The organism is Mesorhizobium sp. (genome assembly GCF_005063415.1).
GTDB lineage: Bacteria > Pseudomonadota > Alphaproteobacteria > Rhizobiales > Rhizobiaceae > Mesorhizobium.
Genome location: NZ_SUEG01000001.1, coordinates 1 through 15164, shown reverse-complemented (window position 1 = coordinate 15164; position 15164 = coordinate 1). Strand labels below are relative to the sequence as shown.

The window sequence follows — 15164 nt, the reverse complement described above, 5'->3', positions numbered from 1 at the left end:
CATGACTCAATCAGGAACAATCCGCGCCGGCATGGGCGGCTGGACCTTCGAGCCGTGGGACACGTCCTTCTACCCGGACAAATTGTCGAAGGCCAAGCAACTGCATTATGCCAGCCGGCAAGTGCCGACTATCGAGGTCAACGGCACCTATTATTCGAGCTTCAAGGAACCGACTTTCGTCAAATGGGCCAATGAGGCGCCGGATGGTTTCGTCTATTCGCTGAAGGGCAACCGCTTCGTCACCAACCGCCGCGTGCTCGGCGAGGCCGGCGAATCGATAATGCGCTTTCTCGGGTCGGGCGTCGCGGCACTTGGCGACAAGCTCGGGCCGATCCTATGGCAATTCGCGCCGACCAAGAAATTCGACCCGGACGACTTCGAGGCCTTCCTCAAGCTGTTGCCGGAGAAGCAGGACGGCGTTGCGCTGCGCCACGCGGTCGAGGTGCGCAACGACAGCTTCATCGTGCCGGAATTCGCAGCGCTGGCGCGCAACTACAAGGTGGCGGTCGTCTATGCCGACCATGCCAAATATCCAGCGATTGCCGACGTTACCGGCGATTTCATCTATGCGCGGCTGCAGACCGGCAGCGACGACAATCCCGATTGCTACACGCCAAAGGCGCTCGACGAATGGGCGGCGCGCGCAAAAACCTGGGCGGAAGGCAAGGTGCCGGCCGACCTGCCGCGTGCCGATCCTTCAACCGACGCGCCGGTCAAGCCACGCGACGTGTTCGTCTACTTCATCACCGAGGGCAAGGTCCGCGCTCCATTCGGAGCCATCGCGCTGATGAAGCGGGTAGCAGGCTGACGCCCGCTGTCGGTGGTCCGCCTGGCTTGGTCCTAAACTACCGGCTATGCGGCGCGTTCGTCCGGACGCCGATCAACCCTGACGATCTCGTTAAAGGCATCGAGATCGACATAGAAGACCTTGGTGATCTCCGCGATGAGTTCGTCGTGGTCATACCCCTGCGATTTCAGAATGTTGATGGCTGTTAGGATGTCGACGCGCTCCGTGAGCCGTCGTTTCTGGTAGTCCTCGACATAGCGCTCCATCGACTGGCCTTGGCTCCCAAGCACCCGAAATGTTGGACGACAACAGATCGCTGGAAGGGAACGGCTTGCGCGCAAGCGTGCCGACGCGGGCCGCGCCTTCCCCTGATCTGCCAAGTTGAAACTGGTACGGAAAGCGGCCGACTCACCAAGGCCAAGCAAAATCTAGCACGCAATCTGCAGCGCGCCAGAGTTGCAAAGTAATGGAATCAATAAGAATTCAGACAGTCAGGAATTTGCGGACGTCCGCCCGGTCGAGATCCTCGGCGGGGCCGGTATGGACGATCTGGCCGCGGTCCATGATGTTGACCTCGTCGGCCAATTCCCGGCAGAAATCGAGATATTGTTCGACCAAAAGCACGGCAATGCCGGCCTGGTCGCGCAGATAGCGGATGGCGCGGCCGATATCCTTGATGATCGACGGCTGGATGCCTTCGGTCGGTTCGTCGAGGACCAGCAGTTTCGGCCGCATCACCAGCGCCCTGCCGATGGCAAGCTGCTGCTGCTGGCCGCCGGAAAGGTCACCGCCGCGGCGCGCGAGCATCTGCTTCAGCACCGGAAACAATTCGAAGACGTGACCGGGAATATTGCGGTCGGCGCGCCTCAGCGGCGCGAAGCCCGATTCGAGGTTTTCCCGCACCGTAAGCAGCGGAAATATCTCCCTGCCCTGCGGCACGAATGCGATGCCCGACCGGGCGCGATCATACGCCGCGCTCCGGTCGAGCGCCTTCCCCTCGAAGGCAACACTTCCGCTCGTCAGCCGATGATGGCCGACGATCGATCTCATCAAACTGGTCTTGCCGACGCCGTTGCGGCCGAGCACGCAGGTGATCTTGCCGGCGCCGGCCTTTAGCGAGACGCCGCGCAGCGCCTGGGCAGCGCCGTAATGCAACGTGGCATTGGAGACTTCGAGCATGGTCAGTGCCTTCTCCAACGCCTGAAGAACGAAAGGTCGAAATGATGGAACGGAACGCGCCAGACCATGTTCATCTCCCCAGGTAGACTTCGACGACGCGCTCGTCGGCCGAAACGAAATCGAGCGAACCTTCGGAAAGGACCGAGCCTTCGTGCAGGCAGGTGACCTTGACGCCGAGCTCGCGCACGAAATGCATGTCGTGCTCGACGACGATGACCGAATGGTCGCGCGCGATGTCCCTAAGCAGCCGCGCGGTTTCCTCGGTCTCGGCGTCGGTCATGCCGGCAACCGGTTCGTCGACCAGCAGCAGCTTCGGATCCTGCGCCAGAAGCATGCCGATCTCGAGCCATTGTTTTTGGCCATGGCTCAAATTGGCGGCGAGCTCGTCACGCTTGTCGCCCAGCCGGATGATGCCGAGAATGTCGTCGATCTGCCGCACATCCGCGGCCGAGCGACGATGGAACAGTGCCGGGAAGATCGAGCGCGGGCCTTTCAGCGCCAGCATCAGATTGTCCTCGATCGTGTGGCTTTCGAAGACGGTCGGCTTCTGGAATTTACGGCCGATGCCCATCATGGCGATTTCGGCCTCGTCGTGTTTGGTCAGGTCGACTTCGCCGTGAAAGAAGACCTCGCCCGCGTCGGGCCGCGTCTTGCCGGTGACGATGTCCATCATCGTCGTCTTGCCGGCGCCGTTAGGGCCGATGATCGCCCGCATCTCGCCCTTATCGAGCACCAGCGACAGGTTGTTGATGGCGCGAAAACCATCAAAGGAAACCGACACACCGTCGAGATAGAGGATGGTGTTGCTCTTCGACATCAGGCCATCACTCCGCCGGCTGCGGTTCGGCGCCGGAGGCCGACCAGTCGCCCGGCCTTCTCGCCGCCGAGCGATCGATTTTCGGCGGCACTGGCGCGTCGGGATCGATGCCGGCTTCCTCGGCGGCCGAGGCTGCCCGCATCGCCTTGGCGTTGCCGCGCCAGGAATCCCACATGCCGATGATGCCCTTGGGCAGGAACAGCGTGACGGCGACAAACAGTCCGCCCAGCGCAAACAGCCAGAATTCCGGCAGCACGCCGGTGAACCAGGATTTACCGGCATTGACCAGAAGCGCGCCGATGATCGGCCCGACGATGGTGCCGCGCCCGCCGACGGCCGCCCACACCACCACCTCGATCGAATTGGACGGCTCGAATTCGCCGGGGTTGATGATACCGACCTGCGGCACGTAAAGCGCACCGGCGATGCCGGCCATCACCGCCGACACGGTGAAGGCGAACAGTTTGACGTTCTCCGCCCGCCAGCCGAGGAAGCGTGTGCGGCTCTCGGCATCGCGCACTGCCATCAAAAGCTTGCCGTATTTGGAACCGACGATTGTCCAGGTGACGAAGACGGCAAACGCCAGCATGACGGCGCTGGCCGCGAACAGCGCCGAGCGTGTCATGTCGGCCTGCACGTTGAAGCCTAAAATGTCCTTGAAATCAGTCAGGCCGTTATTGCCGCCGAAACCCATGTCGTTGCGGAAAAACGCAAGCAGCAGCGCATACGTCATCGCCTGGGTGATGATCGACAGATAGACGCCGGTAACGCGGCTGCGGAAGGCGAACCAGCCGAAGACGAAGGCGAGCAGGCCAGGTACCGCAAGCACCATGACCGCCGCCAACCAGAAATGGTCGAAACCATACCAGAACCATGGCAATTCCTTGTAGTTAAGGAATACCATGAAATCCGGCAGCAGCGGATTGCCGTAGACGCCGCGCGAGCCGATCTGGCGCATCAGATACATGCCCATCGCATAGCCGCCGAGCGCGAAGAAAGCGCCATGGCCGAGCGAGAGGATGCCGCAATAGCCCCAGACGAGATCGAGCGCCAAGGCGAGCAGTGCGTAGCACAAGTATTTGCCGGTGAGCGCGACGATATAGGACGGCACGTAAAACGCACTTGTCGGCGAGACCGCAAGGTTGAGCAGCGGCACGACGATGGCAACCGCCAGCAGGATGAAGATGGTGATGGCGACGCGGCGGTCGGCGCCGGCAGCAAAGAAGCGTCCCGTGATCATGCTTCCACCGACCTGCCCTTGAGCGCGAACAGCCCGCGCGGGCGTTTCTGGATGAACAGGATGATCAGCACCAGGACGACGATCTTGCCGAGCACCGCTCCAGCGTAAGGTTCGAGGAACTTGTTGACGATGCCGAGCGAGAAAGCGCCGACCAGCGTGCCCCAAAGATTGCCGACACCGCCGAAGACGACGACCATGAAGCTGTCGATGATGTAGCCACGACCGAGATTGGGCGAGACGTTGTCGATCTGGCTGAGCGCGACACCGGCTATGCCGGCAATGCCGGAGCCGAGTGCAAACGTTAGCGCATCGACCCATGGCGTCCTGATGCCCATCGAGGCGGCCATGCGGCGATTGGCGGTGACGGCACGCATCTGCAGCCCCCAAGGCGTACGTTTCATAACGTAGAGCAGCACCGCGAACACGCCGAGCGCGAATACCAGGATCCAGAGCCGGTTCCAGGTCACGGCAAGCTGGCCGATATTGAACGAGCCGGACATCCATGACGGGTTGCCGACCTCCTGGTTGGTCGGCCCGAAGATGGTGCGTACGGCCTGCTGCAGGATCAGCGACACACCCCATGTCGCCAGCAGGGTTTCGAGCGGCCGGCCGTAGAGGAAGCGGATCAGCCCGCGCTCGATGACAAGGCCGACGAGCGCCGCTACCAGGAAGGCCAGCGGCAGGGCGATGACCAGCGACCAGTCGAACAGGCCGGGAAAGGAATTGCGGATCACCTCCTGCACGACGAAGGTCGTGTAGGCGCCGAGCATGACCATCTCGCCATGCGCCATGTTGATGACGCCCATGACGCCGAAGGTGATGGCCAGGCCAATCGCCGCCAGCAGCAGCACCGATCCGAGGGATATGCCGTACCAGATATTCTGGCCGGCATCCCACAGCGCCAGCGTCGAATTGATGTTGGTGATCGCCGCCGTCGCGGCGTCCTTCACCGCACCTTCGGAATTAGCCTCTACCGACGTGAGCAGCGACACCGCATCGCGGTCGCCGCGCGCACCGATCAGCGCGATCGCTGCCAGTTTGTCGGCCTCCGGCCTGTCGGAAACGAGAACCGACGCGGCGCGGGCCTGCTCGAGCAGCGCTTTGACGCTTGCCACGCTCTCATTAGTGATCGCGGTGTCGAGCGGCTCGATGTTTGCCGCGTCCGGCGTCTTGAACATGGTGTCGGCGGCGGCAATGCGCACGGCCGGATCCTTGGAGCCGAGCGTCAGCGTGCCCAGCGCGTCGCGGATAACGCGACGCAGCGTGTTGTTGACCTTGATCTTGATGATGTCGGTCTTGGCAGCTTCGCCCGATTTTTCGCCGGTGAGCGCATCGAGCAACTCGATGCTGTCGCCACTCTCCTTGCCGACAAAGACCAGTGAATCGGCCTTGCGGACGTAAAGGCTGCCCTCCGCAAGCGCGGCAAGCGGCCGTTCTACGGCTGGATCGCTGGTTGCCGCAAGCTCCCGCACGACGGCTTCGATCGCCGGAAAATTGGTGGCGGTGGCGAATTTGCCGATGACCGCGCGCAGATCTGCTTCGCCGGCGTTCGACGGCGGCAGCGTCCCCAGGAGGAGGAGCAGCATCAGGCCAATCGCGCGGATCAGGATCATTGGTTTCTGGTGGCTGTTGAAGGTTGAATGTCGCCTCCGGGCAGGATGGAGGAGGAGCCTGCCCGGAGGCTTGCGGGTCTGGGAGGACAGACCGGGAGGATCAGTTGGTTCCCTTGCCGCCGCATTTGCCGGTGGCAACGTTGAAGTTGCCGCAGGACAGAGGCGCGCGCCAATCGGAGATCAGGTCCTTGGAGTCAGGCAGGTAGTCGGACCACTCGTCGCCCATCACCAGGCCCGGCGTCTGCGACACGGTCTCGAACTGGCCGTCGGCCTGGATCTCGCCGATCAGCACCGGCTTGGTGATATGATGGTTCGGCATCATGGTCGAATAACCGCCGGTCAGGTTCGGCACCGAGACGCCAACCATGGCGTCGATGACCTTGTCCGGATCGGTGGTGCCGGCCTTCTCGACCGCCTTCACCCACATGTTGAAGCCGATATAGTGGGCTTCCATCGGATCGTTGGTGGTGCGCTTGTCATTCTTGATGAACTTGTGCCAGTCGGTGATGAACTTCGCGTTCTCGGGCGTATCGACGCTTTCGAAATAGTTCCAGGCGGCGAGATGGCCGACCAGCGGCGCGGTGTCGAGACCGGCAAGCTCTTCCTCGCCGACAGAGAAGGCCATGACCGGGATGTCCTCGGCCTTGATGCCCTGGTTGCCGAGCTCCTTGTAGAACGGCACGTTGGCGTCGCCGTTGACGGTCGAGACAACGGCGGTCTTCTTGCCGGCCGAGCCGAACTTCTTGATCGCCGAGACTTCGGTCTGCCAGTCGGAGAAACCGAACGGCGTGTAGTTGACCATGACGTCTTCGGCAGCAACGCCCTTCGCCTTCAGATAGGCCTCGAGGATCTTGTTGGTGGTGCGCGGGTAGACGTAGTCGGTGCCTTCGAGCACCCAGCGCTTCACCGAACCGCCATCCTCGCTCATCAGATAATCGACGGCCGGAATGGCCTGCTGGTTCGGCGCCGCACCCGTGTAGAACACGTTGCGCTCGCTTTCCTCGCCCTCATACTGGACCGGGTAGAACAGGATGTTGTCGAGTTCGCTGAACACCGGCAGTACCGACTTGCGCGACACCGAGGTCCAGCAGCCGAACACCGCCGCGACCTTGTCCTTCGAGATCAGCTCGCGCGCCTTTTCGGCGAACAGCGGCCAGTTCGAAGCCGGATCGACGACCACCGCCTCGAGCTTCTTGCCGAGCAGGCCACCCTTGGCATTTTGCTCTTCGATGAGCATCAGCATGGCGTCCTTCAGCGTCGTCTCCGAGATCGCCATGGTTCCCGACAGCGAATGGAGGATGCCGACCTTGATGGTGTCGTCGGCCGCCTTGGCGGGAACGCTCATCAGCAGGCCGGCGGTGACCACGCCGACCGAAAACATTTTTGCTATTGTCGAGAAACTACCCCTCATACTTTTAAACTCCCAAGCTGGTTAACTGCATCGGAACAGACCATGCAACGGCTGTGCCAATCACGGGAGCAAGGTTGGAGGATTTGGATTTCCCAGCTCTGTCAGTCGGTTAATGTATTAGCCGCAGGAGATGAACCTCGCCTGCCATGTTCGAAACGAGAAAGGATCACCCATATAAGCCTAAATTTTACTCACATATAGGCCAATGCCCTAATTTTGAGCAGCATCATATGAGCGCTGGCGAGGATTGCAGCGCCGGAGCGAAATGAGGCAAGTTCGAACCCTTAACGGGGGACTCCATGGCCTTCAGAGCTTCTTGCATTTTCACCGCCATGCTTCTGCTGGCGACGACAACCGTAGCGCGCGCCGGCTTCAGCGACGGCAAGCTGCCGGACGGCTCCTATCATTGCGAAGTCTACCTGCTTGGCATGTTCCTCAGCCTCGGCGACATCACCATCAAGGGAAACGTCTATAGCGGTCCGGTGAGCTTCGGCATCGCGCCGCAGAGCTACAATTACCAGATGGATGCAGACGGCGTGATCACCTGGCTAGGTCCGCTGGGCGGCTACACCAGTGGCGGCAACTCGATCGCGCTTACGCAGGCGACGCTGGAAAGCGGAACTACCCCGTCCTTCGACATCATCATGAAGCAGCCAGACGGCGCCTTTACCGCCTCGACCTGCACGAAGCGTTGAAAAAAGTGGGGAACCTGGTGAGGTTCCGTACTCCGAAGCAGAAAGCCGCCTAGCTCTCCGCCGCCAGATCGAGCGCCAGCCGGGTCATATCGGTGAAAAGGCCCTGGCGTTCGGAATAGTCGGTCTGCTCGCCGGTTGCCACATTGTCGACGACGGTCAGGATCGACAGCGCCCGGGCGCCGAAATCGGCCGCAATGCGGTAAAGTGCGCTGGTTTCCATATCCACGGCGAGCGCGCCCTGTACCTGTGCTTCGGCAAAGCGTTCGCGCCCCAGGGGATGATAGAAAATATCGCTGCAGATGGTCAGCCCGGCCTGATGGTCGATGCCGAGTTCCGAAGCCCGGGCCAACGCCTGGGCCAACAATGCCGGATCGGGGCCGGCATCGGCACGATAGAGCCCAAAAACCTGGCCGCTCTCCGCATTTTCGCCGCGCACCGATTGCGCGATCACCAGGGTGCGCAGCGCCATCTCGGCGGTCAGGCCACCGCAGGTGCCGGTGCGGATCAGTGTTGTCGCACCGTAGAAATCCAGCAGCTCATGCACATAGACCAGGAACGAAGAGACGCCGATGCCGGTGGATTGGATGCTGACAGGTTTGCCGCGAAACAACCCGGTAAAGCCGAGCGCGCCGCGGCGGCGGTTGACGCAGCGCGGCGCTCCCAGGAAAGTCTGCGCCATCCATTCAGCGCGCTGCGGATCGCCCGGCAGCAGCACCGTGCTTGCGTAGTCGCCCTTGCTTGCCTCGTTGTGTGGCGTCACGGCATGCTTTCCAAAACCCGTCGCCCATTTCGCCTGCAATCATGGCAGTCTCACGACATTGCGCAAGCGGAGCATTGGAAGGGTCAGGATTCCAGCATGTCCTTTACGATGGTGGCCAATTGCTTGAGCGAAAACGGCTTCGGTAAAAAGCCGAAATGCGCGTCGGCCGGCAAGTTCTTGGCGAACGCGTCTTCGGCATAGCCGGACACGAAGATGAACTTGATGTCGGGCTGCCGTTTGCGCAATTCGCCAAGCAGCGTCGGGCCGTCCATTTCCGGCATCACCACGTCCGACACCACGATGTCGACCTTGCCGCCGAGCGCTTCGTAGACTTCAAGCGCCTCGACGCCCGAGGACGCCTCGTGGACGGTGTAGCCGCGCGACTTCAGCGCCCGCATGCCGCCCATGCGCACGGCGTCCTCGTCCTCGACCAGCAGCACCGTGGCCGAGCCCGACAGATCCTTGGCTGGGTCGGCGATCTTGGCAGGCGCGGCCGGCACTTCTCCAGCCTCGCCCGCCTTCCTTGCCTCCGCAATGTGCCGCGGCAGGAAGATGCGGAACACGGATCCCTTGCCGACCTCGGAATCGCAGAAGATGAAGCCGCCTGTCTGCTTGATGATGCCATAGACCATGGACAGGCCGAGGCCAGTTCCCTTGCCAACCTCCTTTGTCGTGAAGAAGGGCTCGAAGATCTTTTTCAGCACATCAGGCGCGATGCCGCTGCCGCTGTCCTCGACCTCGACCAGCACATAGTCGGCCGGAGCAAGTTCGCGGTAGGAAAAGGTCTTGCACTCTGCGGCGCTGACGTTGCGGGTGCGTACGGTGAGGTCGCCGCCGGCCGGCATCGCATCGCGCGCATTGACCGCCAGATTGACCACCACTTGCTCGAACTGCCCGATATCGACCCTGACCGGCCACAGGTCGCGGCCATGGTCGATCTTGAGCTTGATGTCGTTGCCGACCAGCCGGGCAAGCAGCATCCTGAGATCGGCGAGCACGTCGGTCAGGTTGAGCACCTCCGGCCGCAGGGTCTGCTTGCGCGAGAAGGCCAGCAACTGCCGCACCAACGAGGCCGCCCGGTTGGCATTCTGCTTGATGTTCATGATGTCCGGGAACGACGGATCGGACGGCCGGTGGTTGGTCAACAGCAGGTCCGAGGCCATGATGATGGCGGTCAGCACATTGTTGAAATCATGCGCGATGCCGCCGGCGAGCTGGCCGACCGCCTGCATCTTCTGGCTCTGCGCCATCTGGCCCTCGAGGGCTTTTTGCTCGGTGGTCTCGACGGCATAGACGATGGCCGATTCCTCGGCGCCTTCGCCGCCGGTACCGTCTGCGACCGCGTTGACGTAGAAGCGTATGTGGCGCTCCTCATTGCCGGGCAGCACCGTATCGATCGGCTCGATGTCGGCCTGTTGCTGGCGTGCCTTTTCGAACGCCGCGGCGAAAGCCGGCCGGTCGCGCTCGTGGATCACCGTATCCAGCCGCACACGCCGATCGACCGCGTCGCGGTCGACGACCGAGGAAAACAGCGACAGAAACGGCGCATTGGTGCGCAGGATGCGGCCGGCGTGGTCGACGCCGGCTATCGCCATCGGCGTCGAGTTGAAGAACCGCGTGAAGCGTATTTCCGAGGCGCGGAGGTCGGCCGAAGCGTCCTCGCCTTGCGTCCGGTTGAGCACGATGGTGCGAGTCGGGCCGTTGAGGCCCTCTCGGCTGGCCGAGACACGATGCATGAAGCGCACCGGCAGCGCCTCGCCGGTCATCGTCGTCAGATCGAGATCGATAACAGCATTGCGCGTGGTACCCGCGTCGGCCTTGACCGAACGGACCAGCGCCATGCCGTCGCCGGCGACGATCTCCGGCAGCGTGATGGCGCCGGGGGTGAAGCTGGCCAGGTCGATGCCCAGCCACTCCGCAAGGGTCGCATTGATGTAGGTGACGCGGCCTTCCTGGTCAGCCGAAAAGAAACCGGCCGGCGCATGGTCGAGGTGATCGATCGCCTTTTGCAGGTCGAGAAAGAACCGCTCCTGCTCGGCCCGTTCCCGCGAGATATCGGCAAGCTGCCAGGCAAGCATGGGCAGCCGCTGGCCGGGAACGCTGAAGGCGCGGGCCCGGACGCGGTACCAGCGCGCGCCCGGTTCGGCGCCTGGCCGAATGGACTGCGCGAGCCGGAACTCGCCGTCGCCCGGTTGGCCGTCGCGCAGGCCTGACGCCAGCCGGTATATGGTCACCGAGGCCTCGGGAACGTCTGAAAGCAAACCTTCGACCGTCTTGAGGTCGGCGGCCGACTCGGCACCCGTCATATCGGCATAGGTCCGGTTGGCGTAGATGATACGGCCTTTGGTGTCGGTGACCAGGAGACCTTGCGACATCGAATCGACGAAAGCTTTCGACAGTTCGTCGCTTGTCGAGCGCGGCGTGATATGCACGAAGCCGATCGCAGTGGCGAATAGAAAGCCGACACCGATCATCGCCAGCACGCCAAGCATGCCGAGCAGGAATGGATCGCCAAGTCGCTCGCGGAAAAGGCCGAAGACGATCGCTGCCCCTGTCAGGACGACGATGAAGACGATCAGCCGGGTGACCGCACCCGGTCGCGTGTTCTGGTCGACGATAGGTACCGGATAGAAATCGCCGCGCGCTTCCTTGGCCATGTGCCCCCTGCTCGTGAATTCCGGTGTCGGTTGAATCATATTCTCAGGGTCGGGAAAAGGCCCGGCTGCAGATGTCCGCTAAAAATGACGCCGTTCGGCTCCCGGTGTTTCAAGCTGTTCACGAAGCGTTAAAGGCAACTTGCGGTGGGCTGCCGCAACAGTCTAGTGTCGCCTCTCTTCGAAAGCTGATTTTGGGGGAACCAATGCTGCAATGGCTGGATGGCGTGGCGGGTCCTGGTTATGCCGCAGCAATCCTATGGACGTTTGCAGTACTTGTCCTTCTGCTCATCATTCTTCTTATCATCAGGCTGGTCCGCAGCCTGACATTCGGAACATTCGTCGCCGGCGGCAGGAACCGCAAGACGCGACTGGCTGTCATGGATGCCACAGCGGTCGACAGTCACCGGCGGCTGGTGCTGGTGCGCCGCGACGATATCGAGCACCTGCTCTTGATCGGTGGTCCGACCGACGTCGTCGTCGAGCGCGACATCAGGCTCTCGGCGCTGCGCCGCCCGGCATTGACCGGAGACAACAGCCACCAGCCGGCAGCAAGGTCGGCTTCGACCACAGCCGCGCCGGCGAGGCAAGCGCCGCCGCAGCCGGCAAGCGTAACCGCGACCCCTGTCCGAGCCCGCCAGACAGCGACAATGCCGGCAACAATGCCGGCACCGGCGCCGAAACCGGCATCGAACGTCACACCGTTGCCAAGTTATGGATCCGTCAACGCCAATGCCTCGCGACATGCGCCGCCGCCGGCAAAACAGGACTCCCCGGCAAGATACGAGCCGCCGGCACAGCATGAGTCGATCGACGATGCGCTGATGAAGGAGTTGGAGGTTTCCCTCGACGAGCCACGCTTCAGCCAAGCGCCGAGCAAGCCGGCGGCGAAGGCATCGCCCTCTCTCGACGACGAGATGACGAAGCTCCTCGGCGAGTTGTCCAATCAGAAAAGATAGGCCGATAGCGACCGGCCAATGAAAATGGCCGGAAAACCGGCCATTTTGAACGCTTTACCGATGCCGCTGATTTTCCCGCCGACTCAGTCGTCGCGGTAGACCTTCTCGCGCCGCTCATGGCGCTCCTGTGCCTCGATCGACAACGTGGCGATCGGGCGCGCGTCGAGCCGCTTCAGTGCGATCGGCTCGCCCGTCTCCTCGCAATAACCGTAAGTGCCTTCGTCAAGGCGCTGGAGGGCGGAATCGATCTTCGAGATGAGTTTTCGCTGGCGATCGCGGGCGCGAAGTTCGATGGCGCGGTCGGTTTCCGAGGAGGCGCGATCGGCGAGGTCGGGGTGGTTAGCGTTTTCCTGCTGCAGGATTTCGAGAGTTTCGCGCGCTTCGCGCAAGATGTCGTTCTTCCAGGTGACGAGCTTCAGGCGAAAGTAGGATTTCTGCCGCTCGTTCATGAACGGCTCGTCTTCGGAGGGTACGTAATCGGCGGTAACGATGTCGTTCATTCGACTCACCCAACAAACCCCAAATTTGGCGCCTATATATTCGCGGACCGAAAACTGCACAAGATCAATCGACGACAGTTTCACGCAATTGTTAGTCCCGGACAAACCAGCATCTGCGATGCCCTTTTTGCGAAGAATACGACCGAATCCGTACATGATTCGCTATGCTTGAGGGGCGCTTGCCATTGCGCACGGAGCTCTTCTGATGGCAAATCCTGCGGCGTGTTGACGGGTTCGGTGCCCGGCACAACGGGGATCCGGTGACCAGACTTTACCTGCTGAGGCATGCGAAGGCCGGCTGGGCACTGCCTGGCGTGGCTGACATCGACCGCCCGCTCGATGCATCCGGCTTCGCCGATGCCGAAGCGATGGGCACGCTGATGCGTTCCCGCAAATACGCACCGGGCCTCACCCTTTGCTCAAGCGCCAGGCGCGCCCGCCAGACGCTGGAAAGCTTGGCTGGCCACACCGACACGGGCCGGGTGCTGTTCCTTGACACGCTCTACAGCGACGATGCCGCTGCGTACCTCGCTGCCATCCGGCAGAATGGCGGGCTGGATGCCCTGCTTGTCATCGGCCACAATCCGATGATTGAGGATCTCGCCATGGCGCTCTCAGGCGACGGCGAGGAGACCGCGCGGGCCATGCTGAACCACGGCTTCCCGGCCTCCGCACTTGCGGCGGTCCGGTTCAACGGCAGTCTTGCCGAGGCTGCGCCGGGCGCCGGCTATCTCGAAGCCTTCCTGACGCCTGCCGATATCTGAGGCCATTTCAAAGCCGCGCATCAAAGCCTATATCGGATCCTGACCGGCCCGCGAGAACAGATTTGGCATCATCGCTGACGACTTTTACCGACGAGGCGAAGATTGCCTTGGATACGTTGTCAGGCCGCGCTGCCGGGCTTTTCGCTCCGTCGCTGCGCCTTGGCGTGACTGGGCTGTCCCGCGCCGGCAAGACGGTGTTCATCTCGGCCCTGGTGCACAATCTGGTCCATGGCGGACGCTTGCCGCTGTTTGAGGCACAAAAATCGGGGCGCATCGCCCGCGCTTTTCTCGAAGAGCAGCCGGACGACGCGGTACCACGCTTCCAGTACGAGGATCACATCGCGGCTCTTGTCGACGATCGGGTCTGGCCGGATTCGACGCGTGCGATTTCCGAACTGAGGCTCACCATCGAATACGAATCGGCCTCTGGCTGGAGCCGCATGTTTTCCGCCGGCAAATTGTCGGTCGACATCGTCGATTATCCCGGCGAATGGCTGCTCGACCTGCCGCTGCTCAGCAAGTCCTACGCCGATTTTTCGCGTGAGGCCTTCGAGATGGCCGTGTTGCCGGTTCGTGTCGATCTTTCGCGGGAATGGCGGGCGCTCTCCGATCCGGTCGATCCCAACGCCGACGCCGACGAGATGACGGCGCGCCGTCTCGCCGAGAGCTTCGCGGCCTATCTCAAGGCCTGCAAGCTCGACGAGCGGGCGCTTTCGACCTTGCCGCCCGGCCGCTTCCTGATGCCCGGCGATCTTGAAGGCTCGCCCGCTCTCACCTTCGCGCCGCTGCCAAATCTGGGCGGCCGGCGCGCCCGCTCGGGATCGCTGCAGGCGATGATGGAGCGGCGCTATGAGGCTTACAAGACGCATGTCGTCAAACCGTTCTTTCGCGAACACATCACGCGTCTCGACCGCCAGATCGTGCTCATCGACGCCTTGCAGGCATTGAATGCCGGCCCCGGTGCGATGGCCGATCTGGAGCGCGCGGTCACCGAAATCCTGTCCTGTTTCCGGCCCGGCCGAGGCAACTTCCTGACCGACCTGTTTTCGAGGCGCATCGACCGCATATTGGTGGCCGCGAGCAAGGCCGACCACCTTCACCACGAAAGCCACGACCGGCTGCAGGCGATCGTGCGGCGGCTTGCCGACCGCGCCGTGGCGCGGGCGAATTTCACCGGCGCCGACGTCGACGTCGTGGCCATGGCGGCCATGCGCGCGACCCGTGAAGGCACGGTCAAGCAGGTCCGCGAGACTTTGCCGGTCATTATCGGCACGCCATTGCGTGGCGAAAAAATTAATGGCGAAACCTTTGACGGAAAGACCGAAACAGCCATATTTCCCGGTGACTTGCCGGAGAAAGTTGATGCGGCGTTCGACGTTTCCGAATCGGCCCGCCGCCAGAACAATGACGACCCCGCGATCCGCTTCGTGCGCTTTCGCCCGCCGAAACTCGAGCGCACCGCCGAGGGCGTCACGCTGTCGCTGCCACATATCAGGCTCGACCGCGCGCTGCAGTTCCTGATCGGAGATCATCTCGCATGAGTGCGCCCCGCAGACCGGCGGCCTTTCGCATCGAGCCGGAGCCCCAGCAAAAGGAAGATTCGACGGCTCGCCATGCTGCGTCCGAGGCCGCGCCGGCGCGAAAGCCGCCTACCGTGAAGGCGGATTTAGCCGTGGTCACACCGGCGGAGATCGATGTCTTCGACGAGCCTGATATCGTCGCTGCCGAACCGCCGCCGGCGATTGCGCCGCGAAAACGTTCGCTGCTTGGCAGCCTGTTCTTCGG

General features: G+C 62.4%; 14 protein-coding genes and 1 pseudogene. 6 read left to right on the top strand and 9 right to left on the bottom strand.

Features of this window, described 5'->3' with window-relative positions; all coding sequences use genetic code 11:
- Position 1: 1 nt before the first annotated feature.
- Positions 2–808 (top strand): DUF72 domain-containing protein, encoded by an 807-nt coding sequence (locus E5W70_RS00075; protein WP_292653443.1) that lies wholly within the window; start codon positions 2–4, stop codon positions 806–808.
- Positions 809–852: 44 nt separating this feature from the next.
- On the opposite strand, the gene E5W70_RS00070 is transcribed toward E5W70_RS00075, so the two are convergent.
- The 6 genes from E5W70_RS00070 to urtA all read right to left on the bottom strand — a co-directional run bounded on the left by E5W70_RS00070 (position 853) and on the right by urtA (position 7047).
- Complete coding sequence (locus tag E5W70_RS00070) at positions 853–1053, bottom strand: hypothetical protein (RefSeq protein ID WP_023674857.1); 201 nt, start codon at positions 1051–1053, stop codon at positions 853–855.
- A 217-nt stretch (positions 1054–1270) separates the two neighbouring features.
- The gene (gene urtE, locus E5W70_RS00065; protein ID WP_292653442.1) at positions 1271–1966 is read right to left on the bottom strand and encodes an urea ABC transporter ATP-binding subunit UrtE; all 696 of its coding nucleotides are present in this window, start codon (positions 1964–1966) and stop codon (positions 1271–1273) included.
- A 70-nt stretch (positions 1967–2036) separates the two neighbouring features.
- A complete protein-coding gene (gene urtD / locus E5W70_RS00060; protein ID WP_292653441.1) occupies positions 2037–2783 on the bottom strand; it encodes an urea ABC transporter ATP-binding protein UrtD in 747 nt (248 codons plus the stop codon).
- Between the two features lie 7 nt (positions 2784–2790).
- A complete protein-coding gene (gene urtC / locus E5W70_RS00055; RefSeq protein WP_292653440.1) occupies positions 2791–4023 on the bottom strand; it encodes an urea ABC transporter permease subunit UrtC in 1233 nt (410 codons plus the stop codon).
- On the bottom strand, positions 4020–5636 hold the full coding sequence (gene urtB, locus E5W70_RS00050) for an urea ABC transporter permease subunit UrtB (RefSeq protein ID WP_292653439.1): 1617 nt from the start codon (positions 5634–5636) through the stop codon (positions 4020–4022). The genes urtC and urtB overlap by 4 nt, the downstream gene beginning before the upstream one ends.
- Before the next feature lie 100 nt (positions 5637–5736).
- Complete coding sequence (gene urtA, locus E5W70_RS00045) at positions 5737–7047, bottom strand: urea ABC transporter substrate-binding protein (RefSeq protein ID WP_292653438.1); 1311 nt, start codon at positions 7045–7047, stop codon at positions 5737–5739.
- A 299-nt stretch (positions 7048–7346) separates the two neighbouring features.
- Between urtA and E5W70_RS00040 the strand changes: the two genes are divergently transcribed.
- Positions 7347–7742, top strand: a complete 396-nt coding sequence (locus tag E5W70_RS00040; RefSeq protein WP_292653437.1) for a hypothetical protein — start codon at positions 7347–7349, stop codon at positions 7740–7742.
- A gap of 49 nt (positions 7743–7791) precedes the next feature.
- Here the strand turns inward: E5W70_RS00040 and E5W70_RS00035 are convergent, their stop codons facing one another.
- Positions 7792–8502, bottom strand: a complete 711-nt coding sequence (locus E5W70_RS00035; protein WP_292653436.1) for a purine-nucleoside phosphorylase — start codon at positions 8500–8502, stop codon at positions 7792–7794.
- An 83-nt stretch (positions 8503–8585) separates the two neighbouring features.
- On the bottom strand, positions 8586–11159 hold the full coding sequence (gene cckA, locus E5W70_RS00030) for a cell cycle histidine kinase CckA (protein ID WP_292653435.1): 2574 nt from the start codon (positions 11157–11159) through the stop codon (positions 8586–8588).
- Between the two features lie 203 nt (positions 11160–11362).
- Here cckA and E5W70_RS00025 point away from each other — a divergent pair, with 203 nt between their 5' ends.
- Positions 11363–12115 carry a flagellar biosynthetic protein FliO gene (locus tag E5W70_RS00025; RefSeq protein WP_292653434.1) on the top strand — a complete coding sequence of 251 codons (753 nt, stop codon included), beginning with the start codon at positions 11363–11365 and terminating at the stop codon, positions 12113–12115.
- An 83-nt stretch (positions 12116–12198) separates the two neighbouring features.
- Here E5W70_RS00025 and dksA read toward each other — a convergent pair whose 3' ends face one another.
- A complete protein-coding gene (gene dksA / locus E5W70_RS00020) occupies positions 12199–12615 on the bottom strand; it encodes an RNA polymerase-binding protein DksA (protein ID WP_023717816.1) in 417 nt (138 codons plus the stop codon).
- A 260-nt stretch (positions 12616–12875) separates the two neighbouring features.
- Between dksA and E5W70_RS00015 the strand changes: the two genes are divergently transcribed.
- The 3 genes and pseudogenes from E5W70_RS00015 to E5W70_RS00005 form a co-directional block, all read left to right on the top strand.
- Positions 12876–13379: a histidine phosphatase family protein gene (locus tag E5W70_RS00015; protein WP_292653433.1), complete on the top strand. Its 504-nt coding sequence runs from the start codon at positions 12876–12878 to the stop codon at positions 13377–13379.
- Between the two features lie 62 nt (positions 13380–13441).
- Positions 13442–14920: a YcjX family protein gene (locus tag E5W70_RS00010; RefSeq protein ID WP_292653432.1), complete on the top strand. Its 1479-nt coding sequence runs from the start codon at positions 13442–13444 to the stop codon at positions 14918–14920.
- A pseudogene (locus E5W70_RS00005) lies at positions 14917–15164 on the top strand (TIGR01620 family protein); the annotation flags it as partial. The gene E5W70_RS00010 and the pseudogene E5W70_RS00005, both read left to right, overlap by 4 nt.